The sequence below is a fragment of the Ruegeria sp. YKSF131 genome (assembly GCF_059612645.1).
This window is the reverse complement of record NZ_JBXWQZ010000020.1, coordinates 1-24041: the sequence shown is the minus strand read 5'-3', so window position 1 is coordinate 24041 and position 24041 is coordinate 1. Positions and strand designations below refer to the sequence as shown.

Annotated in this window: 28 protein-coding genes; 15 read left to right on the top strand and 13 right to left on the bottom strand. The window is 57.4% G+C overall.

Annotated elements, in window-relative coordinates:
* Positions 1-84 precede the first annotated feature (84 nt).
* The 8 genes from AC2FLZ_RS09380 to AC2FLZ_RS09345 all read left to right on the top strand — a co-directional run bounded on the left by AC2FLZ_RS09380 (position 85) and on the right by AC2FLZ_RS09345 (position 7249).
* Entirely contained in the window at positions 85-342 is a 258-nt protein-coding gene (locus tag AC2FLZ_RS09380; RefSeq protein WP_496882116.1) for a metal-sensing transcriptional repressor, read from the top strand.
* A gap of 3 nt (positions 343-345) precedes the next feature.
* The gene (locus AC2FLZ_RS09375) at positions 346-1665 is read left to right on the top strand and encodes an MFS transporter (RefSeq protein WP_480474767.1); all 1320 of its coding nucleotides are present in this window, start codon (positions 346-348) and stop codon (positions 1663-1665) included.
* Between the two features lie 52 nt (positions 1666-1717).
* The gene (locus tag AC2FLZ_RS09370) at positions 1718-2146 is read left to right on the top strand and encodes an Lrp/AsnC family transcriptional regulator (RefSeq protein ID WP_480474766.1); all 429 of its coding nucleotides are present in this window, start codon (positions 1718-1720) and stop codon (positions 2144-2146) included.
* A 72-nt stretch (positions 2147-2218) separates the two neighbouring features.
* Positions 2219-2917 (top strand): transglycosylase SLT domain-containing protein, encoded by a 699-nt coding sequence (locus AC2FLZ_RS09365; RefSeq protein WP_496715557.1) that lies wholly within the window; start codon positions 2219-2221, stop codon positions 2915-2917.
* Positions 2918-2986: 69 nt separating this feature from the next.
* Positions 2987-5014, top strand: coding sequence for a flagellar biosynthesis protein FlhA (gene flhA, locus AC2FLZ_RS09360; protein ID WP_496882123.1), 2028 nt, complete (start codon positions 2987-2989; stop codon positions 5012-5014).
* Positions 5011-5784, top strand: coding sequence for a flagellar biosynthetic protein FliR (locus AC2FLZ_RS09355; protein WP_496882115.1), 774 nt, complete (start codon positions 5011-5013; stop codon positions 5782-5784). The genes flhA and AC2FLZ_RS09355 overlap by 4 nt, the downstream gene beginning before the upstream one ends.
* Positions 5781-6869, top strand: a complete 1089-nt coding sequence (locus AC2FLZ_RS09350; protein WP_496882114.1) for an EscU/YscU/HrcU family type III secretion system export apparatus switch protein — start codon at positions 5781-5783, stop codon at positions 6867-6869. Before AC2FLZ_RS09355 ends, AC2FLZ_RS09350 begins: the two co-directional genes overlap by 4 nt.
* A complete protein-coding gene (locus tag AC2FLZ_RS09345) occupies positions 6866-7249 on the top strand; it encodes a hypothetical protein (protein ID WP_496882113.1) in 384 nt (127 codons plus the stop codon). The genes AC2FLZ_RS09350 and AC2FLZ_RS09345 overlap by 4 nt, the downstream gene beginning before the upstream one ends.
* A gap of 34 nt (positions 7250-7283) precedes the next feature.
* On the opposite strand, the gene AC2FLZ_RS09340 is transcribed toward AC2FLZ_RS09345, so the two are convergent.
* The 9 genes from AC2FLZ_RS09340 to AC2FLZ_RS09300 are packed head-to-tail and all read right to left on the bottom strand — an operon-like array spanning position 7284 to position 11822.
* A complete protein-coding gene (locus AC2FLZ_RS09340) occupies positions 7284-7784 on the bottom strand; it encodes a flagellar basal body-associated protein FliL (RefSeq protein WP_496882112.1) in 501 nt (166 codons plus the stop codon).
* 9 nt (positions 7785-7793) lie between these two features.
* The gene (gene flgH / locus AC2FLZ_RS09335; RefSeq protein WP_480474757.1) at positions 7794-8525 is read right to left on the bottom strand and encodes a flagellar basal body L-ring protein FlgH; all 732 of its coding nucleotides are present in this window, start codon (positions 8523-8525) and stop codon (positions 7794-7796) included.
* Positions 8525-8941: a flagellar basal body P-ring formation chaperone FlgA gene (gene flgA / locus AC2FLZ_RS09330; RefSeq protein ID WP_496821795.1), complete on the bottom strand. Its 417-nt coding sequence runs from the start codon at positions 8939-8941 to the stop codon at positions 8525-8527. Before flgA ends, flgH begins: the two co-directional genes overlap by 1 nt.
* The gene (flgG, locus tag AC2FLZ_RS09325) at positions 8941-9726 is read right to left on the bottom strand and encodes a flagellar basal-body rod protein FlgG (RefSeq protein ID WP_480555282.1); all 786 of its coding nucleotides are present in this window, start codon (positions 9724-9726) and stop codon (positions 8941-8943) included. The genes flgA and flgG overlap by 1 nt, the downstream gene beginning before the upstream one ends.
* 21 nt (positions 9727-9747) lie before the next feature.
* Positions 9748-10458 (bottom strand): flagellar hook-basal body complex protein, encoded by a 711-nt coding sequence (locus AC2FLZ_RS09320; RefSeq protein WP_496882111.1) that lies wholly within the window; start codon positions 10456-10458, stop codon positions 9748-9750.
* The gene (locus tag AC2FLZ_RS09315) at positions 10458-10730 is read right to left on the bottom strand and encodes a flagellar biosynthetic protein FliQ (RefSeq protein WP_171621143.1); all 273 of its coding nucleotides are present in this window, start codon (positions 10728-10730) and stop codon (positions 10458-10460) included. The genes AC2FLZ_RS09320 and AC2FLZ_RS09315 overlap by 1 nt, the downstream gene beginning before the upstream one ends.
* Positions 10731-10734: 4 nt before the next feature.
* On the bottom strand, positions 10735-11025 hold the full coding sequence (gene fliE, locus AC2FLZ_RS09310; RefSeq protein ID WP_496882110.1) for a flagellar hook-basal body complex protein FliE: 291 nt from the start codon (positions 11023-11025) through the stop codon (positions 10735-10737).
* Positions 11026-11036: 11 nt separating this feature from the next.
* The gene (gene flgC / locus AC2FLZ_RS09305) at positions 11037-11423 is read right to left on the bottom strand and encodes a flagellar basal body rod protein FlgC (protein ID WP_496882109.1); all 387 of its coding nucleotides are present in this window, start codon (positions 11421-11423) and stop codon (positions 11037-11039) included.
* A 12-nt stretch (positions 11424-11435) separates the two neighbouring features.
* On the bottom strand, positions 11436-11822 hold the full coding sequence (locus tag AC2FLZ_RS09300) for a FlgB family protein (protein WP_496882108.1): 387 nt from the start codon (positions 11820-11822) through the stop codon (positions 11436-11438).
* Positions 11823-11909: 87 nt separating this feature from the next.
* Here AC2FLZ_RS09300 and AC2FLZ_RS09295 point away from each other — a divergent pair, with 87 nt between their 5' ends.
* The 6 genes from AC2FLZ_RS09295 to AC2FLZ_RS09270 all read left to right on the top strand — a co-directional run bounded on the left by AC2FLZ_RS09295 (position 11910) and on the right by AC2FLZ_RS09270 (position 19148).
* Positions 11910-13247, top strand: a complete 1338-nt coding sequence (locus AC2FLZ_RS09295; RefSeq protein ID WP_480494533.1) for a FliI/YscN family ATPase — start codon at positions 11910-11912, stop codon at positions 13245-13247.
* Positions 13248-13335: 88 nt separating this feature from the next.
* Positions 13336-14175 (top strand): OmpA/MotB family protein, encoded by an 840-nt coding sequence (locus AC2FLZ_RS09290; RefSeq protein WP_480494531.1) that lies wholly within the window; start codon positions 13336-13338, stop codon positions 14173-14175.
* 91 nt (positions 14176-14266) lie between these two features.
* Positions 14267-15562, top strand: coding sequence for a flagellar hook protein FlgE (locus tag AC2FLZ_RS09285; RefSeq protein WP_496882107.1), 1296 nt, complete (start codon positions 14267-14269; stop codon positions 15560-15562).
* A gap of 33 nt (positions 15563-15595) precedes the next feature.
* Positions 15596-17047: a flagellar hook-associated protein FlgK gene (gene flgK, locus AC2FLZ_RS09280; RefSeq protein ID WP_496882106.1), complete on the top strand. Its 1452-nt coding sequence runs from the start codon at positions 15596-15598 to the stop codon at positions 17045-17047.
* A 2-nt stretch (positions 17048-17049) separates the two neighbouring features.
* Entirely contained in the window at positions 17050-18057 is a 1008-nt protein-coding gene (locus tag AC2FLZ_RS09275) for a flagellin (protein WP_496882105.1), read from the top strand.
* Positions 18054-19148: a flagellar basal body P-ring protein FlgI gene (locus tag AC2FLZ_RS09270; protein WP_480520043.1), complete on the top strand. Its 1095-nt coding sequence runs from the start codon at positions 18054-18056 to the stop codon at positions 19146-19148. Before AC2FLZ_RS09275 ends, AC2FLZ_RS09270 begins: the two co-directional genes overlap by 4 nt.
* A 53-nt stretch (positions 19149-19201) precedes the next feature.
* Here the strand turns inward: AC2FLZ_RS09270 and AC2FLZ_RS09265 are convergent, their stop codons facing one another.
* The 3 genes from AC2FLZ_RS09265 to AC2FLZ_RS09255 are packed head-to-tail and all read right to left on the bottom strand — an operon-like array spanning position 19202 to position 21462.
* The gene (locus tag AC2FLZ_RS09265; protein ID WP_480520045.1) at positions 19202-19846 is read right to left on the bottom strand and encodes a DUF1523 family protein; all 645 of its coding nucleotides are present in this window, start codon (positions 19844-19846) and stop codon (positions 19202-19204) included.
* A 10-nt stretch (positions 19847-19856) separates the two neighbouring features.
* Positions 19857-20123, bottom strand: coding sequence for a hypothetical protein (locus AC2FLZ_RS09260; protein ID WP_480474728.1), 267 nt, complete (start codon positions 20121-20123; stop codon positions 19857-19859).
* A 1-nt stretch (position 20124) separates the two neighbouring features.
* The gene (locus tag AC2FLZ_RS09255; RefSeq protein WP_496715774.1) at positions 20125-21462 is read right to left on the bottom strand and encodes a DUF6638 family protein; all 1338 of its coding nucleotides are present in this window, start codon (positions 21460-21462) and stop codon (positions 20125-20127) included.
* Here AC2FLZ_RS09255 and AC2FLZ_RS09250 point away from each other — a divergent pair.
* Positions 21461-21598 carry a hypothetical protein gene (locus tag AC2FLZ_RS09250; RefSeq protein ID WP_496715773.1) on the top strand — a complete coding sequence of 46 codons (138 nt, stop codon included), beginning with the start codon at positions 21461-21463 and terminating at the stop codon, positions 21596-21598. The two genes, AC2FLZ_RS09255 and AC2FLZ_RS09250, sit on opposite strands and share 2 nt — an antisense overlap.
* 308 nt (positions 21599-21906) lie before the next feature.
* Here the strand turns inward: AC2FLZ_RS09250 and AC2FLZ_RS09245 are convergent, their stop codons facing one another.
* Complete coding sequence (locus AC2FLZ_RS09245; protein ID WP_496882104.1) at positions 21907-23838, bottom strand: AAA family ATPase; 1932 nt, start codon at positions 23836-23838, stop codon at positions 21907-21909.
* Positions 23839-24041: the final 203 nt, after the last annotated feature.

Here is a 24041-nt window from a genome sequence, read left to right as displayed (position 1 = left end):
ATAAACTCAACGCCGTCCAAAAGTCACGGGCAGATCCCCGCAACAGGATTGACAATATCCTCATGGGGGGGATAGGGATACATCATGACAAATTTACCCCCCGAGTCGCATCCGCATATCACGGCAAGGCTGAAACGGGCCCACGGGCATCTGGCAAAGGTCATTGCCATGCTTGAAGGTCAGGCGCCCTGTTCTGACATCGCCCAACAGCTGTTTGCCGTTGAAAAAGCGGTCACCAACGCCAAGCGCGCCTTGATCCATGATCACATCGACCATTGCCTGTCTTCTGATGGCGATAGCGGCGGGATCGAGGATTTTAAAGCCATCACGAAATACCTCTGAACCATGCTGAGCATTCTAAAAAACCGGACCTACCGCCACCTGTTTGCCGCCCAAATCGTCGCCCTGACCGGAACCGGGCTGGCCACAGTCGCGCTTGGGCTGCTGGCCTTTGATCTGGCCGGAGACGCTGCTGGCCTTGTGCTGGGCACCGCGCTGACAATCAAGATGGTGGCCTATGTCACCGTGGCCCCCCTGGCCGCCGCTTTTGCCGAACGGCTGGACCGTCGGAAAATGCTGGTTTTTCTGGACCTGATCCGCGCCGCAGTCGCCGTATGCCTGCCTTTCGTGACCGAGGTCTGGCAAATCTATGTGCTGATCTTCGTGCTCCAATCCGCCTCGGCCGGGTTCACGCCCGCCTTTCAGGCGACGATCCCGGACGTCTTACCAGATGAAAACGAGTATACCCGCGCTTTGTCTCTGTCACGTCTGGCCTACGACATGGAAAGCCTGCTGAGCCCGATGTTTGCCGCGGCACTTCTGTTGCTGGTCAGCTTCAACAGCCTGTTCTGGGGCACAGCGCTGGGGTTTGTTGCCTCGGCATTTCTGGTTGTCTCGGTCGCCCTGCCCTCGCCCAAGCCCAGCAAACCACGCGGAATCTATGACCGCACGACACGCGGAATTCGCATCTACCTGAAAACGCCCCGGCTGCGTGGGCTGCTTGCACTCAATTGGAGCGCGGCAGCGCTGAGTTCGATGGTGATCGTCAACACAGTGGTCATCGTGCGGGCCACGCTTGGCCTGTCCGAAAGCGCCGTGGCCATTGCACTGGCCGGATTTGGGGGCGGGTCGATGCTTGCGGCGTTCACTCTGCCCCGCCTGCTGGATCGGATCGAGGATCGCAAGGTTATGCTGTCCGGAGCCATTCTTGCGTCGGGCGCTATGGCCGTCGCCTCGGTTCTGACCGCGACGATCCCGCTTACGCTGGGTGTCCTTGCCGTTTTTTGGGCCTTTACCGGCTTTGGGTATTCTACAACCCTTACGCCTTCGGGTCGTTTGTTGACCCGTTCGGCCCATCCTGAAGACCGCCCCGCTGTCTTTGCTGCACAGTTTACTCTGTCGCATGGCTGCTGGTTGGTGCTTTATCCGCTGGCTGGGTGGATAATGACCGTCTATGGACCGACTGTCGCGCTCGGCAGTATGTCTATTCTGTCCATGACGGGTGTGATTGTAGCAGTCAGCCTTTGGCCGCGTGACGATCAGGAACCGGTTGTTCACAATCACCCCGATCTGCCGACCGATCATCCGCATCTGGCCGGGGTAGGCCCGCACGCGCACCCGATCATTATCGATGATCTGCACCCACGCATGCCGCGTGAGCCTTGAGAAAGGGCGTCAATCTGATCTAAACCCGGACTTGCCGCAAACCGGAGCCCCAATGGACCAGCTTGACCGTCGTATTATCGCCGCCCTGCAAGCCAATGCACGTGCCTCGACCACGCAGATCGCGGCCTCGCTGGGTGTGGCTCGCACGACTGTGCATGAACGGATCAGTCGGCTGGAACATCGCGGCGTAATCACGGGATACACCGTGCGCCTTGGGTCCACGGAAGACACGCCTAAAGTGCAGGTCATCGTTATGCTGGAAGTGCAGCAGAAGGAAACCAACCGAATCCTTAAACGGCTCGAGGCCTATCCCGAGGTCAAACTGTGCCTGTCGATCAATGGCGAATTCGATCTGATGCTGACCGCAGATGCCCCGAGGCTGGAGGATCTGGACATTCTGGTGGACGATCTGGCGAAGATCCCTGGCGTCCTGCGCACCAATACAAGCGTTGTTTTCGGGCGCAGGATCGACCGAAATTGAGGCCGCGATAACCCTCTGTAAACCGATCGGTGTCTAGCTTGGCCGGGAACACCAGAATCCCGGACCGGCAGAATGCCAATTCACAGAATACCGATTGCTTTCATGATACTGCATGTGCTGTTGGCGCAGGCGGGTACCGCCATGCACAATGTGCCAACAGGCGGGCTTTGTGATCAGGCCGCGCGCCGTGCATCACTGTCCGAAGATGTTCCGCTGGATGTACTGCGCGCCATAACACGCGTTGAAACCGGGCGAACAGTTGGCGGAATGTTGCAGCCCTGGCCCTGGACTATAAATGTCGAAGGCCAGGGGTATTGGTTCAAGTCCGAGGCCGAGGCCAAGGCCTATGTTTTCGATATTTTCAAAGCGGGCTCTCGTAGCTTTGACGTCGGGTGTTTTCAGGTCAATTATCGATGGCATGGCAATGCCTTCCGCTCGATCGATTCGATGTTCGATCCGGATGAAAATGCGACCTATGCTGCCCGCTTCCTGAAAGACCTTTATTTCGAGCTTGGTTCGTGGTCGGCTGCGGCCGGGGCCTACCATTCCCGCACGAATGCTCTGGCCAAGGCTTATCGTGGTCGGTTCCAGACAGTGATGGCCCAGTTGGACAACCCGTCCTCACACGGGTTTTCTCGTATGTCACTCGATCCGTTCACAAGGGCCGCAGCGCCCTTGATTCCGATGCTAGTGGCCACACCCGCCACCACTTCCCTGGGCTCTCTGGTCCCGACCAATAGCACAGCAACTGCTTTCATCCCTTTCAATTAGGATACCTGCGTGCCCCAGTTTGACATCCGGTCCCTGTTTTCACCTACTGTCCTGTTGGCAGTGGCGCTGATGACCGTCATCGTCATGATGATCCTGCCCATGCCCGCCTGGGTGCTGGACGTCGGGCTAGCCGCCTCTTTCGCGCTTGCCATCCTGATTTTCACACTGACGCTGTTCATCGAGCGTCCGTTGGATTTCTCATCCTTCCCAACGATTCTTCTGGCATCGCTGATGTTGCGCCTGTCGCTGAACGTCTCGTCAACCAAACTGATCATCGGTCAGGGGCATACCGGACCCAACGCAGCGGGTGACGTGATCGAAGGGTTCGCCAATTTCGTCATGGGCGGCAGCATCTTTCTGGGTCTTGTTGTATTCGGGGTGCTGCTGATCGTGAACTTCATGGTCATCACCAAAGGGGCCGCCCGTATGGCCGAAGTGGGCGCTCGCTTTGCACTGGACGGGATGCCGGGCAAGCAACTTGCCATCGACAGCGACATGTCAGCCGGGGCCATCGACCATCAGCAAGCCAAGGATCGGCGGGAACGCGAACAGCAGGAGACAACGTTCTTCGGCTCGCTCGACGGTGCGTCGAAATTTGTCAAAGGTGATGCCGTTGCCGGTCTTCTGATCACTCTTTTGAACCTTGTTATGGGTTTGGTCATGGGGGTGATCGTGCACGGAATGCCGGTGTCTTCGGCGTTCGAGACATATGCAATCCTGACCGTCGGTGATGGTCTGGTCTCGCAGATCCCCGCTGTTATCATCTCGATTGCCTCTGCATTGCTGCTGGCGCGCGGCGGAACACAGGGTGCCACTGACAATGCCATTTTCTCCCAACTCGGGCGGCATCCGGCGGCGCTGTCTACCGTGGCAGTTCTGATGGTCCTGTTTGCGCTGGTGCCCGGCCTGCCTTTCCTGCCGTTCATCCTCGGTGCAGCTGTGCTTGGATATGCGGCCTACAGAATTCGGAAAAAGCAGAAAGAAACGGACCCGTCATTGCATTCGCAGGCGACCGAAACCGAGGTGCCTTTCTCGCAGGCTATTGGTGATATTCTGGATCTGGATGACGTGCACCTTGAATTCGCACCTGATCTGGTAAGTCTGGTGTTGAATCCCGGGACCGGGTTGGATGCCCGCATCGCCAATATGCGCACCTACGTGGCGTCCACCTTCGGATTGATCCTGCCCGAAATTCGTCTGACTGATCGAGCCGACCTGCCAACCGGAACCTATGTGATCAAGGTTCAGGGGGTCGAACAGGCGCGCGGCGTTCTGAACCCCGATCTGGTTCTGGCTCTGGTTCAGGACGGGTTCGATCTGTTGCCCGAAGGCAACGACGTGACGGAGCCGGTTTACGGCGCGCCTGCCCGTTGGATCCTGCCCAAACATCAGGAGGACGCGGCGTTGAACGGGGCCACCATAGTCTCACCGCCCGAGATCCTGGCAACGCATCTGCTTGAAATTATCAAACAGAACTTCTCACGCCTGCTGACCTTGAAATCCCTGCGCCGCCTCCTGACCGAAATGACCCGCCTGAGCGACCCGGTACGGGCTGAGGCAAACCGCAAGCTTCTGGATGAATTGATCCCCGACAAAGTTCCGATCGACACATTGCACGCCGTTCTACGACTACTTTTGGAGGAACGGGTTTCGATCCGGAACATGGCCCTGATCCTTGAAAGTGTGGCCCAGGCACGGCTGACAACCACCCAACCCGAAACCATTTGCGAATTGGTGCGCCAGCGTCTCGGATTTCAGCTGGTCGCAGACATGAAGCGCGAAGACGGTTCAATCCCGCTTATCCAACTGGCTCCCGAATGGGAAGAAACGTTCACCACCTATCAGGTCGACGCGCCCAGCGCCGGGTTGGATGTCGCACTGCCGCCGAACCTGTTTAACAAGCTGGCCGACGGCATGGTCAGCAGCATCGCCAGATCTGCTGATAACGGTCTGTTTCCTGCGGTCGTGACCTCGTCCCGGCGACGCCGATTGTTGCGTACGATCATGTATGCGCGCGGCGTTTCAAGCCCGGTTCTGTCCTTTGAGGAAATCGGATTGGAAGCCAAACCCGCGCTGGTAGGAACTGTTCCCGCGTGATCGCGTTGCCGCCAGAATTGTTGACGCAGCTGGCCGAACCGCTCTGGCCGGCCTTTGCGGTTTTTCTGCGCGTCTCTGCTCTGGTTTCACTGCTGCCCGCATTCGGTGAACGCAGCATTCCAACGCGGATGAAACTGGGGATTTCCGTCGCCTTTACCCTGATCATTTTTCCGACAATTCAACATTTAGACCTGTCTCCCAGCCTTTGGACACTGGGACGGCTGGTTGGGACAGAAATCCTGATTGGACTGGCGCTTGGAACAGGGCTGCGGCTGTTTGTTTTGGCGCTGCAAACAGCCGGATCTATCGCCGCACAATCCACGTCATTGTCACAATTGCTTGGCGCGGCGGCCGCTGATCCTGTTCCGGCGATGGGATATCTGCTAACGATCGCGGGGGTGACGCTTGCCGTCATCATGGGCTTGCACGTTCGGGCCGCGCAGTTTTTGATCCAGAGTTATGCCCTATTTCCCATGGGGTTGGCACCAAGCGCGCCGGATTTGTCCCATTGGGGTGTGCAACAAATCTCACGCAGCTTTGTGTTGGCCTTCTCGCTGGCAACGCCATTCGTCATCGCCTCGTTGATCTACAACCTCGCACTTGGGGTCATCAACCGGGCCATGCCGCAACTGATGGTTGCCTTTGTGGGCGCGCCAGCAATAACATTTGCAGGGCTGTTTCTGCTGTTTGCGGGTGCACCATTGATCCTCTCTGTTTGGTCGGACGCGCTGTTTGCCTTCTTCATGAACCCAATCGGAGACCAGCGATGAGCGGCGCCGATGACGACAGCGACAAGTCATACGAGCCGACGCCGCAAAAGCTCCAGAAAGCCCGTGAAAAGGGTGAAGTTCCCAAGTCCAACGACTTGTCGGTAGTCGCGGCATATACCGGACTGCTGATCGCATTGTTGGCGGCAGGGCAGTACGCGGTAGCGCAATTGGGAACTCTGCTCATGGTCCTTATGGACCAATCCGACCAGATCGCGAACCTTCTGAAAACCGGACCTGCGGCAGCAACGGTTGCCGAAATTCTGAGTAGCGCATTGCCACCCATTGCCTTGTTATTCTGCCTGCCAGCGGTGGCCGTTCTGTTAAACCTGATTGCTCAGCGCACGCTGGTGTTCGCCCCCAGCAAACTGAAGCCAAAGCTTTCGCGGATATCCCTTGTTTCGAATGCAAAAAACAAGTTCGGGCGCGGTGGTTTGTTCGAGTTTGCCAAGAGTACAACCAAACTGGTGATCTACAGCCTGTGCCTCGCACTTTTCATCAAGTCGAACCTGGCCGAAATTCTGTCTGCCAGCGCGGCCCCGGCAACGTCATCCATACTGCTGATGATGAACCTGTTGTTTCGCTTCCTGTTCATTGTGGTTGCCATCGCCCTGTGCATCGGCGTAATCGACTTTCTGTGGCAATACGCCGAGCACATGCGCAAGAACCGCATGTCGCGTAAAGAGCTCCAGGATGAAACTAAGGACGCCGAAGGCGACCCGTATGTAAAGCAACACCGACGTCAACGTGCACAGGAGATCGCCTCGAGCCAGATGATGGCAGATGTTCCGGGCGCGGATGTTGTCATCGTAAATCCCACCCATTTTGCCGTTGCGCTGAAATGGTCGAGGGCTACAGGCAGTGCTCCTGTTTGTGTCGCCAAGGGTACGGATGCAGTGGCCTCTTCCATCCGTTCTGCTGCGGGTCAGGCTGGCGTTCCTATACACTCGGACCCTCCGACGGCGCGTGCGCTTCACGCAACTGTCAACATCGGGCAGGAGATCGCCGAAGAGCATTATCGCCCCGTTGCCGCTGCAATCAGGTTCGCCGAAGCGATTCGGAAACGTGCAAAGGAGCAGATCCGATGAAGGACACTCAGTTAAGCGGACTGGAAACAATAGCCGACGTCGGTTTCCAGAAGCAATTTCAGACACTCCGCCCGATCCTCGAGGCCGAGGTCAGAATTCAGCACCAATTGGCGAAACTGGATCATCAGCTTGACCAGATGCGCAAAGCCAGCGGTTTGACTGAAGGATATCAGATATCGGGGGGCGACATTCTTTGGCGTGGCTGGGAATCTGCCACGCGCCGCGCGTTGAACATGCGACTTGCCCAAACGCGCGCTCAGAAACTTGCCGGTATGGAGGCGCTCAGAATTGCTTTTGGACGCAAACAAGCCGTCGCAACCCTGCGAGAGCAGCAGCTGAAAAGCCATCGGCAGGCCGTTGCCCGAAAGCAAACCCGTTAATGCTGGCCGGATCCGCACCGTGAAGCGAACTTCGTCAGGTATCTTGACGGTTCACGCTCATGATCAGCACTTTTGAAACATCTTCACCCAGTTCTTTTTTTGCCTCTTCCAACAGGGACTTACGCAAGACATCCAGATTTCGGGATTCGGTGAACGTCCCATCAAAACCCCCGGTATTTGCGTGATCAAACAGAACCTGAAGAAAGCCATCCCGCAGCTTGGGTTCAATGGAATAAAACGTTTCTTCAATTGCTGTGTTCGCCTCAAGGCTGAGGGACAAAGTGACCATCGCCTCGATTTCGTCGTCCGCAACCACCGGAACGACAAAATGCTTGGTCAACTTTAAGTACCCATAGGCGGGCTTTTTTTCCTTGGACTTTTCAGACTTCCCGTGATCGGCTTTCTCTTCTTTTGCCACTTCTTTTTCGGCGGTTGTTTTGTCGGGCTTGCCCGAAGGTGACAAAAACAGCGCGGCACCGACACCCGCACCCAGGCCGATAATCAGGAAACCGACTGGAATCAGTTTTGCTATCATGGTCGCACCTCAGAACGGCAAGAGTGAATCAAGAACTTGCTGGCCGTATCGGGGTTGCTGAACATCCGTAATCTGACCTCTTCCACCATAAGACACTCGCGCCGAGGCGATCTTGTCGTAGGTAACTTCGTTTTGACGCGAGATATCCTGAGGACGCACATACCCGGCCACCAAAAGCTCGCGCAGCTCAAAATTGACCCGCAGTTCCTGCGAGCCGGAAATCGAAAGAACCCCGTTCGGCAGAACATCTAGGACCGTCGCGGCGACACGCAGCGTCAGTTTCTCGTTTCGCCTCACAGATCCCCGCCCGGAGCTTGAGGAATCCGCTTCGATTGACACAGCATCATCCAGCGATGCCCCGTCAGGTAGGTGCTTTTGTACGCGCTGGGGCAAGCCAAAGAGGCCAGGAACCTCAAGGTTTTCCGAGCCCGACCTGGACCGTCTGGTGTTGTTTGATATCTCAGCTTTTTCATCCAGCTCGATGACCACTGTCAGTATGTCACCTTTCTTGATCGCCCGCTGGTCGCCCAGCAACGATTGCTGCCCTCCGCTCCATAGAGATGAGCGGTCAACAGTGCGTTGTGGTTGCGTGTGCAAGGGCAGACCCGGCCACAGCATGGCAACCTGCTCGGGAGACTCTTCACTTGGTGTAAAACTCGGCGGCTTGCCAAGATGATCCAGACGGCCACACGCGGCCAACGACAAAGCTATAAGAAGAAGAGTTTTCGACAGTCCGGTCATCACTTAACCTCGACTTGGCCATCCGCGCGGATTTGGCCGGTTACAGTTGTTCTGGACGACAGATTCATGACCCGGATGCGGTCCCCGGCAGCACCGCGTCCCAAGGCGCGGCCTTCCGCAGTTATCGACAAGGCTTGGCGGTCGAATATCAGGACGACCAGATCGTTGCGGTCAACGATGGCGGGGGGTCCTGCATCAGTGATTCGGATCGGCCGGCCTGGATAAAGTGCCACCCGCGCCTCTTGCCCGATCAGAAAATCAGGGTCAGCCACTGCGCCGGGGACATCCGTCGGGCTTGTTCTCAAATCCGCTGCGGAAATGATTTCCTTGGCCCGGATCGTGCGTGTTGGAACCACAATGTCAGCCTGTGCTGCAATTGGAGCCAGGAGTGCCAAGTACATGCCGAGTCCTCGCATCATCGCACCTGCGTTGTCGCGCTCATCATTTGATCCACTGCCGAGATGACTTTGGCATTCATCTCATAGCCGCGCTGCGCCTCGATAAGTTCGGTTACCTCGCGCACTGCATCGACCGAGCTGTCTTCCAGATAGCCCTGCCGCAATGTGCCCAGCCCATCACTTCCCGGTGTTCCCAGTACCGGGGCACCCGACGCCTCGGTCTCCGTGAACAGATTGCCGCCAATGGCTTCCAGCCCCTTGGCGTTCGAAAAGCTGGCAAAGACAAACTCACCCAGCAACTGCCCCTCGGGAGAGTCGTCGAAATATGCATAGACCTCGCCCGCGGCATTGATTGAAATTGACCTTGCGTCGTCGGGAACGGTGAGTTCCGGCGAAACCGCATAACCGTCGGAGGTGACGATCAGACCTTCTGCCGACCGCTTGAGGCTGCCGTCACGTGTATACGCGGACTGACCGCTGGGCAACGTGATTTCCAGATATCCGCGCCCCTCGATCGCCACGTCCAGATCACTGCCGGTGGCTGACAAGGCACCTTGTTCCAGTTGCACGGTAACAGCTGCGGGCCGCACGCCCAGACCAAGTTGAATACCCGTTGGCAATACTGTTCCGTCCGAGGCGTTTACAGTTCCGGCGCGCGCCATCTGTTGATAATGCAAATCGGCAAATTCGGCCCGGCGGGCGTTGTAGCCTGTGGTGTTCATGTTTGCCAGGTTGTTCGAAATCGTCTCGACCCGCATCTGTTGCGCGGTCATTCCGGTGGCGGCAATTTTCAGGGCTCGCATGTCAAACTCTCCTTATACCGTTCAGCGCATCAGCGCCTTGAGCGCCCCGCGCACGCGTTCGTCTTCGCTGTCAAGAAAACTTTGCCCCAGCTCATACGCGCGCTGGATTTCCACCAAGCGGGTCACCTGCTGAATGGTATTGACGTTTGAACCTTCGAGAAAGCGATGCAAAACAATGGGTTCATCGACCGGGTCTATCGCACCGTTGGCACGAAACCGCGTATTTCCTTCGCGGACAAGCTCCTGCGGATCAGTAACATTGAAAACGCCCAACTGGCCCAGAAACTGGCCGTTGACACTCAACGTTCCATCACTACCGACATCAATCGAAGCTGCATCGGGCGGGATAAAGACCGGGGCACCGTTGGCATCCAGAACGCGTGCGCCATCCATCGCAACCAGATCGCCTTCGGCGTTTGGCGAGAAGCTGCCCGCGCGCGTCAAACGGTTACCATCCGGGGTTTCAACCATGAAAAACCCGTCCCCTTCGAGGGCGAAATCAAACTGCCCTCCGGTTTCCGTAAGAACGCCTTGTTGCAACGATGTGTTACGCGCCTCGGCCCGGCTCATGGAGAGGGACGGATTGTTCGGCATGTCCCGCACGTATTCCGAAAACACCAGCCCTTGCTGGCGATATCCGGTCGTGTTGGCGTTTGCGATGTTATTCGCCACCAGCCGCATTTCATTCATCAGCCCGGACTGGCGGGACAGGGTGACGTAAGCCGTGTCCATCAGCGGCCTCCTGCAATCAAGGGAACAAGCGTTCCGGTAAAAAACGTAACAAGGGTCTGAGTCATGAACCCCATCGAAATCCAGAACACGACGACAATGGCGATCAATTTGGGAACGAAAGTCAGGGTCATCTCTTGAATCGAGGTCAGCGCCTGGAACAGACCGACAATCAGGCCAGAAACCAGCGCCACGGCAAGGATCGGGACGGATGTGATGACCGCAACCCACAACGCCTGACGAACGATGTCATAAAAAAGCCCTTCGCTGAGCATCGGGTCAGACCGGCATTCTTAGGATTTCCTGATAGGCTTCGACCACTTTGTTGCGGACGATCACCGCGGTTTCTACCGCCAGTTCGGTCTGGGCAAGCGCCTGAACAAGTGCATGGGGATCAGCCTGACCGACCATCGCAGACTGAGATATCTGTTCGCTGTGTCTCAGCGTGGCTGCAAAGTCCTGAAAGGTCGCCCTCAATCCTTGTGCCGTCCCGCTATGATCGGGATCGGCCTGTGTGGCAGAGCGTGCGCCGGCATAATTCTGCGCGGCGTTGAGTGATCGGATATCCATTCTGGTTGTCCTTATTTTCTGAGCAATTCCATCAGCGACGACGACATCTGCCGCGTCAGATCAAACATCTTTAGATTGGCCTCATAACTGCGCTGGGCTTCCCGGGCGTCCGCGATTTCAATCATCAAATCGACGTTGGAGCCTTGGTAGTGACCACTTTCATCTGCCAACGGATGACCGGGGTCGTAGATGCGGCTCAGCGAACGCTGATCAAGCGTCACGCGGCCGGCTTGCACCATGTCCCCACCGTTTTTCTGAACGGTTTCAAACGGTACAGTCTTGCGCCGATAGCCGGGCGTGTCTGCGTTCGAGATGTTTTCGGACACATGCCGCAACCGTGCGGATTGCGCGCGCAGGGCACTGGCTGACGCAGCAAGGGAATGGGAAAAATCGCTCATACCTGCCGCCCCTTATCCGCGACCCAAACTGGTGAGCAGAACGTCCATCGAGGATTTGTAAATCGCCAGCGCTCGGTCATGCTGTCGTTTGACATCGACCGATTTCAGCATCTCGTCCTCAAGCGACACGCCATTGCCATTGGGATCGCCTGATGGCACAGCTTCAACCTCAGCCCAGTTTTGCGCACCCATACTGCCGTGCAGATGGCCCCGCCGCGTGGCTTCCATGGTCACGTCATGCCCGGTGGTTTCGAAAGCTTTCTGAAAGGCCTCGATATCGCGCGGTTGATAGCCCGGCGTATCCGCATTCGCCATGTTTCGCGCAATGATCGCCTGCCGTTGCCCTGCATGGGTTGCCATTGCGTACGCTGTCTTAAAGACGTTCAGGTCATAGAACATCGGGGCTTCTCCCTCGATCAATTTCAATCAAGGCTTAACCCCGATTCCTTTAGAAACCGTTTTCAGAACTCAGTTGGAGACCCCACGATGTCTGATCTCGACCCGGTACTTCTGAAACACGAGCTCGACAGGATGACCGCAGTCCGTCACGTGGGGCTGGTCACCGGCGTCGCACAGGGTCTGATCGAGATCGGTGGATTGAACACGCATGCCCGGGTCGGGGATTTGCTGACATTGCGGCGGCGCGTCGGGTCCGATCTTGCGGGCGAGGTGCTTCATGTCAGTGCTGGCCATATCAAAATGCTTCCCAATGCGGCGCCCGACGGCGTTAGCCTGGGGGATCGCGTCTACCTTGACCCATCACCGGATTTTGCACCAGGATTGCACTGGCTTGGACGAGTAATCGACCCCTTTGGCAGACCCTTGGATGGAAAGCCGTTGCTGAGCGGCCCGCAGACACGCGATATCATACAGGCCCCTCCACCAGCCGTGGCGCGCAAACCGTTGGGGCAGAGGATGGGCACCGGTTTGTCGGTTCTCAACACTGTGTTGCCCGTCGTGCGCGGTCAGCGGGTGGGGTTGTTCGCCGGGTCGGGTGTCGGAAAATCGACCCTGCTTTCCACACTGGCTAGGTCCATGCAGGCCGATGTCGTCGTAGTCGCGCTTATTGGCGAACGCGGACGCGAGGTGAATGAATTTGTCGCGCAGGCCATTGGCCCCGAAGCCATGAAACGCACGATCGTGGTGGCTGCCACCTCTGACCAGTCGGCGTTGGCGCGCAGGCGGTGCGCCTGGTCGGCCATGTCGATGGCTGAGTATCTGCGGGATCTGGGGCTGAACGTTCTTTTTTTGGCTGATTCTGTGACCCGCTTTGCCGAAGCGCATCGTGAAATTGCTGTTTCTATGGGGGAATCGCCGTCTTTGCGGGGATATCCACCCTCTGTCACACCCCTGATCGCCAGTCTTTGCGAACGCGCAGGCCCCGGAACGCAGGAACAGGGGGATATTACCGCAGTGTTCAGCGTTTTGGTGGCCGGTTCGGACATGGATGAACCCATCGCTGACATTCTGCGCGGCGTTTTGGACGGGCACATTGTGCTGAGCCGTAACATCGCCGAACGGGGACGTTTCCCGGCCATTGACGTCAGCAGATCAGTGTCGCGGAGCCTGCCAGGAGCCGCATCCGAGGCCGAGAACCAGATGATCACCGAAACCCGAAAACTCGTGGGCAGTTACGAGCAGTCCGAAGTGATGATCAAGGCCGGGCTGTATGCCGAAGGGTCTGACCCGCTGCTGGATCAGGCTGTTCGCATCCATGAGGAACTGGACGCCTTTTTTGCCAAACCAGAGTCTGAGGGAATCGAAAACAGTTTTGATCGCCTGTCATTGATACTGCGCCGTGCATCAATCAGCTTGCCACGCTAGGCGGAACTCTGAACAGTTTTAAGTATTAAGGCCACCTTAAGACCTGCTCTGCTAGGCAGATAGTCGGGTGATAATATAGGTGGTGGAGATGGGTGCGCAGACCAATGCGGCGCCAATCATCATCAAGAAGAAGCGTGTATCGGGTGGTGATGGTCACCACGGCGGGGCGTGGAAAGTTGCATATGCCGACTTTGTCACGGCCATGATGGCCTTCTTCATGTTGATGTGGCTGCTGAACGCGACAACTGAACAGCAACGCAAAGGATTGGCGGATTACTTCGCCCCGACAATCCCTCTGAGCCCCGAATCCGGCGGCGGAGACGGTGCCTTTGGCGGCGACAGTATGTTGTCGGAAAAGACGTTGCTGCGGGATGGTGCCGGGGCCAGCACCAAACACGCAACTGAATCCCGTCAGGCGCGCGGATCAACCGGTGTGAACGCCAACGGTGGTGGCAAAGGTGATACCGAAGACTTCTCGACGCTTGAAGCTCAGCTTTTGGGGCGAACCGGTGAAAGCGAGGTGTCGGATAAGCTTCTCAGGCATATCGTGACACGCGTCACCGACGAAGGATTCGTCGTTGAGCTATTCGATACGGATACCCAGCCATTGTTCGAATCCGGTTCCGAGAAACCAACCGGGATCATGCGGGCGCTTGCTTTGATCATAGCGCGTTCTTCGGATCTGGTGACCAACCCGATTGCAGTCACAGGCCATGTCAGCGCATCTCCTGTTGTGCAGGTTCGTAATACCGCCTGGGATCTGTCCACTGCCCGGGCGCAATCAGTCCGCCAGCTGTTACAGGACAAAGGCGTGGCGGCAAGCCGTATGGATCGCATCACAGGTCATGCTGACAGAAAACTCTTCACCGACAATCCGATGGCAGTTCGGAACAACCGAATCGAAGTGATATTTCTGCGTCGACCCTAAAGGATAGAACGCATTTTACCTGTTAGCGCGCTGTTAAGGGGCAGCGCGTTACCTGTTGCATCGAAGCTTGACGCAACAGAAGGGCGCGCCAATGACCATTTCCTCTTCGCTGAATGCCGGTGTGGCAGCGTTGAAGGCCAACGCCAACAGGCTGGCCACGATTTCCGACAATATCGCAAACTCTTCTACCTACGGATACAAACGGGTGGAAACTGACTTTCATTCGATGGTCACGTCTGGTCAGGGTGGCAGTTATTCGGCAGGGGGCGTGCGCACGACCAGCCAGCGCATGATTGACCAGCGCGGATCACTGGTGACCACCAGCAACTCTACCGATTTGGCAGTGCGCGGACGCGGCATGTTGCCGGTGCGATCCAGCTCGCAGGTCGGCTCAAATTCCAACGAGATGTTGCTGACGACCACGGGTTCCTTCCGGACCAATGACGAAGGATATCTGGTGACCGAATCCGGCCTTGTTCTATTGGGATGGCGTGCTGCGGCAGACGGGTCCATCCCGCCCGTTCCACGCGACACGCCCGCCGCGCTTGAACCAATTCAGTTGAGCGTCAATCAGTTGTCCGGTGCCCCGACGACAAAGATGAACCTGAGTATGAACCTTCCCGCAACGGCGACAGATGCGGGTGCGCCAGGTTACACACAGCCTTTATCGGTCGAGTATTTCGACAATCTCGGAAAATCCGAAAGTATTGATATCCAACTGATCCCGACCGTTCCGGCAACCGGCAGCAGCAATGAATGGACCATGGTTCTGCGCGACTCGGCATCTGGCGGCGTGGTTATCGGGGAATATACTTTGACCTTTACCGACAACCGAACAGCCGGGGGCACTCTGGCCAGCGTCACCCCTGTAACCGGCGGCGCCTACGATCCGGCAACCGGCAGTGTCATGGTCAACGTCGCTGGCGGCCCGATGGAGGTCAATATCGGGCTGATCGGCGATGCCGATGGCATTACTCAGCTATCCGATACATTCGCTCCGGTTTCAATCACGCGGGATGGCTCTGCCGTTGGTACGATGACCAGCGTTCAGGTCGATGAAAGTGGCTATGTCTATGCATTCTACGATACCGGTGTCAGCCGCCGAATGTTCCAGATCCCGCTGGCTGATGTTCCCAATCCCAACGGCTTGACGGCGCTGGACAGTCAAACCTACGCTCCATCCCGCGAAAGCGGCACGTTCTTTCTGTGGAACGCGGGCGAAGGTCCCACCGGAGATATCGTTTCTTTCGCGCGCGAGGAATCCACCACGGATGTGGCAACCGAGCTGACATCACTGATCCAGACACAGCGCGCCTATTCATCAAGCGCCACGGTGATCCAGACGGTGGACGAGATGCTTCAGGAAACGACCAACTTGAAGCGCTGATCCAAGAACTGACCAAAGGAAAGGAGCGGCCTCATGAATATGTCGACGGCACTCAATAACGCATTGGGCGGGCTGACAGCGGCCAGTCGCGGGGCCGCTGTGGTGTCGGGGAATATCGCGAATGCCCTGACACCGGGCTATGCGCGCAGGTCCGTTGAACTGGCGACAAGCCCCATATCAGGCAATGGCGTGCGTACGGTTGGGGTAATCCGGCATCAGGATCCGGTTCTGACGGCCAACAGACGGTCGTCAGACGCCGAGCTTGCCTTTCAATCCGCCATCTCAGATTTCCGTTCACGGTTCGAAAACCTTGTGGGAACAGCAGACCGCACGCCATCCCTTGCCAGCCGTATGTCTGCCTTGGAAAACAGCTTCATCACCGCAGCCAGTCTCCCCGACTCGATCGAAAGACTTGATCAAGTGGCGCGCGCGGCGAGCGATCTTGCGGCAGGGCTGAATGCGGCTTCTGAAGGTGTGCGACAGGCACGCTCGGACGCGGACCGCAAGATAGGCGCTCATATCGAAAGCCTGAACCTGGTTCTGAAAGATATCGAAGTTCTGAACGCAAAGATTCCGGCCATTCAGAATTCCGGCGGCGATATCGGGGCCTTGCTGGATCAACGGCAAGTCCTGATCGATCAGGTCAATACCCTGATCCCGGTCAACGTTGTGCCACGCGCAAACGATCAGGTATCGCTCTATTCAGACGGCGGGTTGATACTTCTGGAAGGTAAGGCGTCCGAGTTCACCTTCTCCACGACCGGTGAAACGAAACCCCACATGACGGTTGCAAATGGTCTGCTGTCCGGATTGGCTATGAACGGCAACCCGGTACGCACCAGCGGGGACACTGCGCAAATCCGCGGCGGCGCGTTGATGGCCCAGTTTTCAATTCGCGATGAATTGGCGGTTGAGGCGCAGCTGCAGCTTGATGCCGTTGCCCGCGATCTTATCGAACGATTCGAAACGCCGGGCTTGGATCCCACGGCACTTGCGACAGATCCCGGTCTGTTCACAGACAACGGAAATCGGTTCGACCCGACAACCTTTGTCGGGCTGTCATCGCGCATTTCGCTGAATTCTGTTGCCGACCCCGACAACGGCGGCGACAGCTGGAAGCTCCGCGCCGGGCTGGGTGCCGCAACACCGGGCGATCCCGGGCAAGCGTCGCAACTGCGTGCTTTCGGTGCCATTCTGAATGATGCGCGCGCCGTACCGGGCGGGCTGTTTGGCACTGGAAACATGCGCGCCGCCGAGTTGACCGAGGCGCTTATGTCGAAAGCCGGGGCGCAATCTCACGCCGCGGAGCAGCGGAAGGCATTTGCCAGCAACAGCCAACAACAAATGTCACAGATTGAGGCCGAACAGGGCGTCGATACGGATCAGGAACTACAGCGCCTCATGCAGATCGAACAGACATACGCAGCAAACGCACGTGTCATCTCGGTTGTCGATGAGCTTATGGAAACGCTTCTGAGGTTATGAGCATGAACTTGACTGCCATCGGCGATCTGGCGCGCGGTATGACCCTTCGCACTCGCGCCACTGAAATCAAAACACAGATTGAAACCCTCTCTTACGAGATGTCCACAGGCAAAGTGCAGGACATATCTGGCCGGCTTGGCGGAGATTACTCTCAGATCCTGGATTTGGACCGTTCGCTTGCCAGACTCGACGCCTTTGGCATCGCCACAGCCGAAGCGGCCCTGTTCACGGATGCCATGCAGTTGAGCCTGAAGACATTTGGCGATTCGGTTGGCGAAATAACCGCGTCTCTGTTGGCCTACGGAACGGCCAATCAGCCTGTAAATCATGCACAGGCGTCAGATCATGCCAGGAATGAGCTCGACACGATGGTATCGGCGTTGAACACGCGGGTTGGTGGACGCAGTCTGTTTTCGGGTACAGCCACCGATGTCTCGCCACTGCCATCGACCGACACGCTGTTGGCTGAGTTGAAGACACAACTGACGGGGGCCATGACCGTCTCCGACATACGCCTGGCTGCCGACACATGGTTCAATAGCCCTGCCGGGTTTGACGCCATGATTTATCAGGGTGCGAACACCACGCTCTCTCCTATGCAGATCTCGGAAAATGAAAGCGTTACGCTGCCACTCACGGCAACCGACCCGGCATTCAAAGCAGCCCTGAGGGATGTTGCCGTAGCAGCATTAGCCACCGACAATACATTGGCTCTTTCTTCCGATCAGCGCACTGCATTGTTCACACAGCTGGGCGTCGATCTGGCCAACGCACAGGATGCCACGGTAAACCTGCGGGCTCAGGTCGGCAGCGCCGAGGCCCGCATCGAACAGGCCGCTACGCGAAATTCGATGGCCCGAACCAGTCTGGAATTCGGCCGGAACGAGCTAATCGCAGCAGATCCTTACGAAACAGCGGCGAAATTGCAAACGGTGCAGTTTCAGTTGGAAAGCCTCTATTCGGTAACCGTTCGCAATGCGAACCTTTCACTGGTGAATTTCCTGAGATGAGGGCGCTGATACTTCTTCTGATCCTTCTTCCCGGTATGGCCTGGGCGGGGGCAATCCGCCTCAAGGACCTCGTGGATTTCGATGGTGTCCGAGGTAATGATCTTGTGGGTTATGGCCTGGTTGTCGGTTTGGACGGAACCGGTGACGGATTGCGCAACTCCCCTTTCACCGAAGAGATCATGTCCAACATCTTGGAGCGTTTGGGTGTGAACGTAACGGGCGAGGATTTCCGGCCTAAGAATGTGGCAGCCGTCTTGGTGACAGCCAGTCTGCCGCCTTTTGCCAGAGTCGGCGGCCAAATCGATGTAACGGTTTCGGCGATAGGCGATTCAAACAGCCTATTGGGTGGGACGCTGGTTATGACCCCACTTAACGCAGCAGACGGGCAAATCTATGCGGTTGCACAAGGCACAATCCTTGCGGGTGGCGTTTCCGCTGAAGGAGAGGCCGCGTCGGTCGTGCGCGGGGTGCCAACCTCGGGTGTGATCCCGTCCGGCGCGCGTGTTGAGCGTGAAATTGAGTTCGACTTGTCAACTCTGACCCAAATGCGCCTGGCATTGAGAGAACCCGATTTCACCACGGCCGCGCGTATCGAATTCGCCATAAATACCGAGTTCAACAGAGCTGTGGCAATCATGCGCGATTCAGGCACGGTTGAGCTCAACATTGCTGCAACGCAGGCAGTATCAACGGCCCATGCCATCGGGCGTATCGAGAATATTCTGGTCGAGCCGGAAGCAAAAGCGCGTGTGGTGGTCGATCAGCGGTCCGGCACTATCGTTATGGGGCAGGAAGTCCGGATATCGCGTGTGGCTGTCTCTCAGGGTAATCTGACCCTGACAGTTCAGGAAGCGCCGATTGCCGTGCAACCCAACCCGTTTGCCAAGGGCGAAACAGTAATCGTGCCGCGCACTATTGCGGGGATCGAAGAGGAAGAAGGAACTGGCCTTGCCGAAATCCCCGAAGCTACGACCCTGTCGGAGGTTGTCGCAGGCCTGAACGCGCTGGGGGTGTCGCCCCAGGATATGATCGACATCTTGAAAACCATCAAGGCGGCGGGTGCCTTGCACGCAGAATTTGTCGTCAGGTAGCCGGCATCTCTGGCCCAACGGGCGTGCTGAGAACATGCCCGCGACGTTAAGGCCTATTTCGACTTCCAGCTGTCCAGCCAGCGCTGAAATCTGTTTCGGCGTTCTTCAATCGCGTCGCCGGCAGCATAAAAGCCGTCTTCCACATTCTCAATCATCGGATCAATTCGGGCCTTCCGGAACCTGCGCCAGCGCACCCAAACCGCCCAGACCAGCGCGGCAAAAATTGTCAAGAAAATGATGTTGAACCAGGGAATGACCTGCGCATCCGGCCCTTCCACATGTTTGATGAAAATGGCGTTGGGAAAGATCGACATGAACTCATTGCGCCACCCGTAATGGGTCACGACCACCCATTTCGGGTTTTCCTTGGTCGATTTCGCATCATTAGCTTCGGTGTAAAGGTTCGCCGTGTCGAACTTGAAGTAGGGTGGCCACCCCCACCCGGTGTCTTCGTTTCGGTACACGATCGGCTTGCCATTTTCGCGCACGGCCTGAATGAATTGCACATCCCGGTTAGACAGGCTGGTCGATTGGTCTTCGGGTTCGGACCAGAATATCCGTGTCCAGTCGTTCAGATCCTGCCGCTCTTCGTAGGTGTTTACGATACGCACAACGTCGTGTTGCGGCAGCGAGTATTGCAGGACCGCAGCGATCGTTCCCCAGAAGATGATGATGAACGCCCATTTCACGTAGGCCATGCCTAAACCCTCACATGTAATTCACGATGTAGATCAGCGCGCCAATCGCCACCCATGGCACAATATAGACACCCAGGATCAGTTTGCGCCGGAACGAATTGTCATACACATGCAACCCGCGTTCGACAAAGGCGTCCTTATTGCCCGACTTGCCCTTCTCGTCCCACCAGCTTTCCAGTTTACGACGGCGTATCCCGCGCGAGTAGAAAGACAGCGCGACATAGGCGATCGTTTGGATCACCAACAAGATCAGCAAAAGGCGCAATAACCCGAACATCTCAGCCTTTCCTTACCGAACCCCACGGACCGACCCGCGCGATTATGTCATCGCTGACCCGGTCTTCGCCGCTCATGTCCGGCTCATGGCCGAACAGCGCGGCACGGGCCCCTTGCTTGTCCACCTGATACTCGCGCGCGAGGAAGTCGGCAACATAGGCTTTCTTGCTCTCGGGCCATCTGGAATAGGTGTTATAGAACAGCTCTTTGTGGCAGATGAACATCTGGCGTGGATCCAGCGGGGCCAATTCGGCCAGCAGCATATTCACCAGATCACGGTTCGGCGTGTCAGCGGCGCGCAAAGTGTAGAAATAAGCCGGATGATCCGACGTGATACGCGGCCACGGCCCCCCGTCGCTTGCCCAGCGCAGCAGTTGCGCAAGGCCGTGATAGGCTTCGGGCAAGCGATCCGAGTGATTGCGCGCCAACCGCCGCATATCGCTTCGGTCCAGCCCGGTAAGGTCGACATCCGCATCCGCCGCCGCGTCGACAGTCAGGAAATCCATCTTCTGCTGCAGGATTGCGGCGGCATCCACGCCGCGCGCCTTGACGATGGGTTCGACCAGATCATTGTAACCCAGAAACTTTGCAATCTGGTTCCGCTGCGACGGGTCAAAAACGTATTTGATCGGCAAATCGTCAGGCTTGTCACCCATACAAATCGCCGCCGGGTGATCCAGGTCCGGGAACAGGTACAGCCCGCCGAAATGCGCCGTCCAGAAATTGCGTTGCTCAAAATCCGTGTGGCGCAGATGGACGGGGTTGCGCGTGACGTCGCCGGTCTCCTTGGCGGTCTCGATCATCCTGGCGATCAGCACATCGTCGAACCAGGCGTCCTCGGCGGTTTTGAACTGTTCGACCATGCCCGCCAGCTGCTGCGCCTTGCGCAAGGTGCCGCCTGCGGTGTCGGCCTCAATCTCGATTTTGCGCAGATTAAACAAATCACGGGGACTGCTGAGCTTGAAGACCGAGTTCACCAGCTCTCCGGCCACCGCATCAGTGGCGGTCAGGGCAAACAAATGCGCTTCATTCATCTCGATAAACTCGCGCAGGATATCGCGCGAGGTCGAGAACTTGACGTTCAGCAAAGGCGCGCGTTTCTGCTCGGTCGTCAGCAGGATGAACTGCCGGTTGACCCCGTTGGGGTTGAGGTAGAGCTCGTCCTCCAACTCAATCCCCACCTCCGGCGAATAGCCCGAGATATCCACATGAAAATCCGAAAGCTGAGTGGTCTTGCCCGCCAGATGCTGCAGCGCGCGGTTATACCTCTCGACTAAGGCCGGGCTGGAGATGTGGACGAGGTTGCCGAACATCAGGCCTTTTTTGATGAGGCGGATCATGACCCTTGCCTTCCCGCGCAACGGTAGCGATGCGCCCGGCCTGAGGTTGGGTGCGGAACGCGCCCGCCGTCACGCCAAAGGCGTGCCTTCGGCACGACGTGGGCGGGTCGGGCGCGTCGCGGCTGCGCCGCGATGACCTTTTGACGTTTACACCAGACGCTCATGACGCCTCTTTCTGCATGTGCAATCTTACGACTACTGCAATGATTACGCCAATCGAGGTGGTTGAAGAGAACATCGCCATCGGCCAGAGTGGAATGCTCTCGACAGATATAAGACTCAGAGATTTCAAAGTATATAAAATCAGCAAATTCACTAGCGGGACCAACAAGGCTGCTACCGATCCGTGCAGAACCTTGGACCTTCTGACAATTGGTGCCAAAAACCATATCGCGTAGGGCACCACCCACCCAACTGCTATTGCGACGAACAGCGAGGTATAGGTCATCCCTTCCCCTTCAGATACCGCCGCTTGGCCTCTTCCATCCGGCCCATCTCACGCACCGCGTTTTCGATGGCGACCTCGTCGCTCTTGTCGGCGTAACGGAACTCGCTGTCGGCGTAGCGATTGATCTCCTGCATCACCATCTCGACCGTGATCGGCTGGCGCAGGTCCTCGATCATGGCCTTCTTGGTGTCATAGTCGCGGAACAGGAACAGGTCGGGGTTTTCCATCCATTCGTCGGGCAGTTCGAAATCCATCGCGCGGACCTTGACCGCGTCGGTGATGTTCTTGATCGCACGGCCGGTGAACCGTTCATCCGCCTGTTGGATCGCCTTGAGGTAGGTACCCAGCTTGGCAATTGTGTCCATCTGACCGATCTCGCCCGAGACCCGGTCATAGACCTGCAACAAAGCATCCTCATGCGGGCGGGAATGGCTTTCGAAACTGGCGGCGACGGCCTTTTTGATTTCCTGCGCGGCGTAAGCCTCGTGTTCGCCCAGCGGGATGTCGTGGTTGCGACCCATCAGCAGGTGCAGGATGTCGATGTAATCCTCGCGCGTCTGCGGCCCGTCCACCAGAAACCGTGCGCCTGCCCGCTGACGCAGGGCGTCGTCCACATTCTCGGGGTAGTTCGAGAACATGCCAAAGGTGCAGTTGCCGCGTACGACGGTATTGGCACCGGCAAAGCTTTCCATCAGCACGGCGGTAATCTCCAGCTGCCCGGCCGAAGACTGCCGGTCGCCGCGCTTGCCCGCCAGCTGGTCGATATCGTCGATGGTGCCGAACCCGATGACCGACGGGTCGATGATCGTGTTGATAAAGGCCTTGGCGTTCTGGCCGGATTTGCCCTGATAGCTGTCGATATTATCCGTGCTCAGGTTCTGATAGCGGAACGGATAGCCCGCGTTCTGGCAATACTCGTTGATCAGCCCGGCCATCATCTGGATCAGTGTGGTCTTGCCGGTGCCCGGTTTGCCGTCACCCATGAAGGTGAAGATGAACCCGCCAAGTTCGGCAAACGGGTTCAGGCGGCGATCGAAGTCATAGGCCATTACCATCTTGGCTAACTTCATCGCCTGATACTTGGCGATATGGTTGCCGACCACTTCGTTCGGCTTCTTGAACGTCATGGTCAAGGTGGTGGATTTTGCCTTTGAAGCGGGCTCGAACCCCCGTATCGTCAGATCATCCGCCTCAATATGCCAGGCCGCATTCTGGAACGGGGCCAGATGACCTGTGGACCCTGCGCGCAGGGCTGACTTCTCCATCAGTTGTTCGGCATAGGCGCTGGTGGCCGCGATCAGGTGGGCATCCTCCAAGGCGTATTTGGCCAGCACCTGATCCAGTTCCCACAGGGCGCCATGCAGGGCAAGTTGGCCGTTGTCGGTCAGGACCTCTTCGATCTCACCAATATCAACCGTGGTCTCACCCAGATGCGAGGACAACAGATAAGCCAGCGCGTTGCCGAACGTGTGTAACGTGATCAGCGCTTCGGCTGTCAGTACCTCTGAAAACTCGGTCTTCCGTGCGGCGGGCAGATCCCCGGCCAGGTTTGCCCGTTTCAGATCGGCCAACGGGGTCTGTTCCGCATAAGTGTCCGCCACGGCCAGAGCGATTGCGACGGCGCGGCGGATCACCTGTTGTGCAGTCGCTTGCGGCGGCGAAACCAAGGCGTCACCATCGTCCGAGGCTTCGATCCTCTCAACCAGATGCACCCCGTCTGCGCGCACGGTCCGGCGTGTCACCAACCCCGGTGTCGTCGAGCGAAACCGCCGACCGGTTGACACGCCTGGCGAGCGTTCAACGGTGGTTTCCACGGCTTTGGCGATCCGCGGCGCATGTTCGAACCCATTCAGCAAAGCGGTCGCTGCCGGATAATGCTTGCGAATATCGTCTTCGCGCAATTCCATCTGATCTGACGTCAAACTCATCTAAAAAACCGCCCTTGCTTCATCTTTTCAAAAATACTCTCGCCGAAGGCGAAAATTAGTACCTCAAAACCTGCCCCGCATTGCTGACGACGAACTTGCGCACATCTGCAAATCCCGGCGGGTTGCGTTCGGCCAGCACCTGAAACGGGCGCTGTGGCAAGATGATCGACCGTTGGGTGCGGGTGGCCCCGGTCTCGGCCCCC

Excerpts from the sequence above, each read along its gene's own strand:
- AC2FLZ_RS09380 (WP_496882116.1), top strand. The coding sequence starts at position 85 with ATGACAAATTTACCCCCCGAGTCGCATCCGCATATCACGGCAAGGCTG.
- AC2FLZ_RS09375 (WP_480474767.1), top strand. The coding sequence starts at position 346 with ATGCTGAGCATTCTAAAAAACCGGACCTACCGCCACCTGTTTGCCGCC.
- AC2FLZ_RS09370 (WP_480474766.1), top strand. The coding sequence starts at position 1,718 with ATGGACCAGCTTGACCGTCGTATTATCGCCGCCCTGCAAGCCAATGCA.
- AC2FLZ_RS09365 (WP_496715557.1), top strand. The coding sequence starts at position 2,219 with ATGCCAATTCACAGAATACCGATTGCTTTCATGATACTGCATGTGCTG.
- flhA (WP_496882123.1), top strand. The coding sequence starts at position 2,987 with ATGACCGTCATCGTCATGATGATCCTGCCCATGCCCGCCTGGGTGCTG.
- AC2FLZ_RS09350 (WP_496882114.1), top strand. The coding sequence starts at position 5,781 with ATGAGCGGCGCCGATGACGACAGCGACAAGTCATACGAGCCGACGCCG.
- AC2FLZ_RS09345 (WP_496882113.1), top strand. The coding sequence starts at position 6,866 with ATGAAGGACACTCAGTTAAGCGGACTGGAAACAATAGCCGACGTCGGT.
- AC2FLZ_RS09340 (WP_496882112.1), bottom strand. The coding sequence starts at position 7,784 with ATGATAGCAAAACTGATTCCAGTCGGTTTCCTGATTATCGGCCTGGGT.
- flgH (WP_480474757.1), bottom strand. The coding sequence starts at position 8,525 with ATGACCGGACTGTCGAAAACTCTTCTTCTTATAGCTTTGTCGTTGGCC.
- flgA (WP_496821795.1), bottom strand. The coding sequence starts at position 8,941 with ATGCGAGGACTCGGCATGTACTTGGCACTCCTGGCTCCAATTGCAGCA.
- flgG (WP_480555282.1), bottom strand. The coding sequence starts at position 9,726 with ATGCGAGCCCTGAAAATTGCCGCCACCGGAATGACCGCGCAACAGATG.
- AC2FLZ_RS09320 (WP_496882111.1), bottom strand. The coding sequence starts at position 10,458 with ATGGACACGGCTTACGTCACCCTGTCCCGCCAGTCCGGGCTGATGAAT.
- AC2FLZ_RS09315 (WP_171621143.1), bottom strand. The coding sequence starts at position 10,730 with ATGCTCAGCGAAGGGCTTTTTTATGACATCGTTCGTCAGGCGTTGTGG.
- fliE (WP_496882110.1), bottom strand. The coding sequence starts at position 11,025 with ATGGATATCCGATCACTCAACGCCGCGCAGAATTATGCCGGCGCACGC.
- flgC (WP_496882109.1), bottom strand. The coding sequence starts at position 11,423 with ATGAGCGATTTTTCCCATTCCCTTGCTGCGTCAGCCAGTGCCCTGCGC.
- AC2FLZ_RS09300 (WP_496882108.1), bottom strand. The coding sequence starts at position 11,822 with ATGTTCTATGACCTGAACGTCTTTAAGACAGCGTACGCAATGGCAACC.
- AC2FLZ_RS09295 (WP_480494533.1), top strand. The coding sequence starts at position 11,910 with ATGTCTGATCTCGACCCGGTACTTCTGAAACACGAGCTCGACAGGATG.
- AC2FLZ_RS09290 (WP_480494531.1), top strand. The coding sequence starts at position 13,336 with ATGGGTGCGCAGACCAATGCGGCGCCAATCATCATCAAGAAGAAGCGT.
- AC2FLZ_RS09285 (WP_496882107.1), top strand. The coding sequence starts at position 14,267 with ATGACCATTTCCTCTTCGCTGAATGCCGGTGTGGCAGCGTTGAAGGCC.
- flgK (WP_496882106.1), top strand. The coding sequence starts at position 15,596 with ATGAATATGTCGACGGCACTCAATAACGCATTGGGCGGGCTGACAGCG.
- AC2FLZ_RS09275 (WP_496882105.1), top strand. The coding sequence starts at position 17,050 with ATGAACTTGACTGCCATCGGCGATCTGGCGCGCGGTATGACCCTTCGC.
- AC2FLZ_RS09270 (WP_480520043.1), top strand. The coding sequence starts at position 18,054 with ATGAGGGCGCTGATACTTCTTCTGATCCTTCTTCCCGGTATGGCCTGG.
- AC2FLZ_RS09265 (WP_480520045.1), bottom strand. The coding sequence starts at position 19,846 with ATGGCCTACGTGAAATGGGCGTTCATCATCATCTTCTGGGGAACGATC.
- AC2FLZ_RS09260 (WP_480474728.1), bottom strand. The coding sequence starts at position 20,123 with ATGTTCGGGTTATTGCGCCTTTTGCTGATCTTGTTGGTGATCCAAACG.
- AC2FLZ_RS09250 (WP_496715773.1), top strand. The coding sequence starts at position 21,461 with ATGACCCTTGCCTTCCCGCGCAACGGTAGCGATGCGCCCGGCCTGAGG.
- AC2FLZ_RS09255 (WP_496715774.1), bottom strand. The coding sequence starts at position 21,462 with ATGATCCGCCTCATCAAAAAAGGCCTGATGTTCGGCAACCTCGTCCAC.
- AC2FLZ_RS09245 (WP_496882104.1), bottom strand. The coding sequence starts at position 23,838 with ATGAGTTTGACGTCAGATCAGATGGAATTGCGCGAAGACGATATTCGC.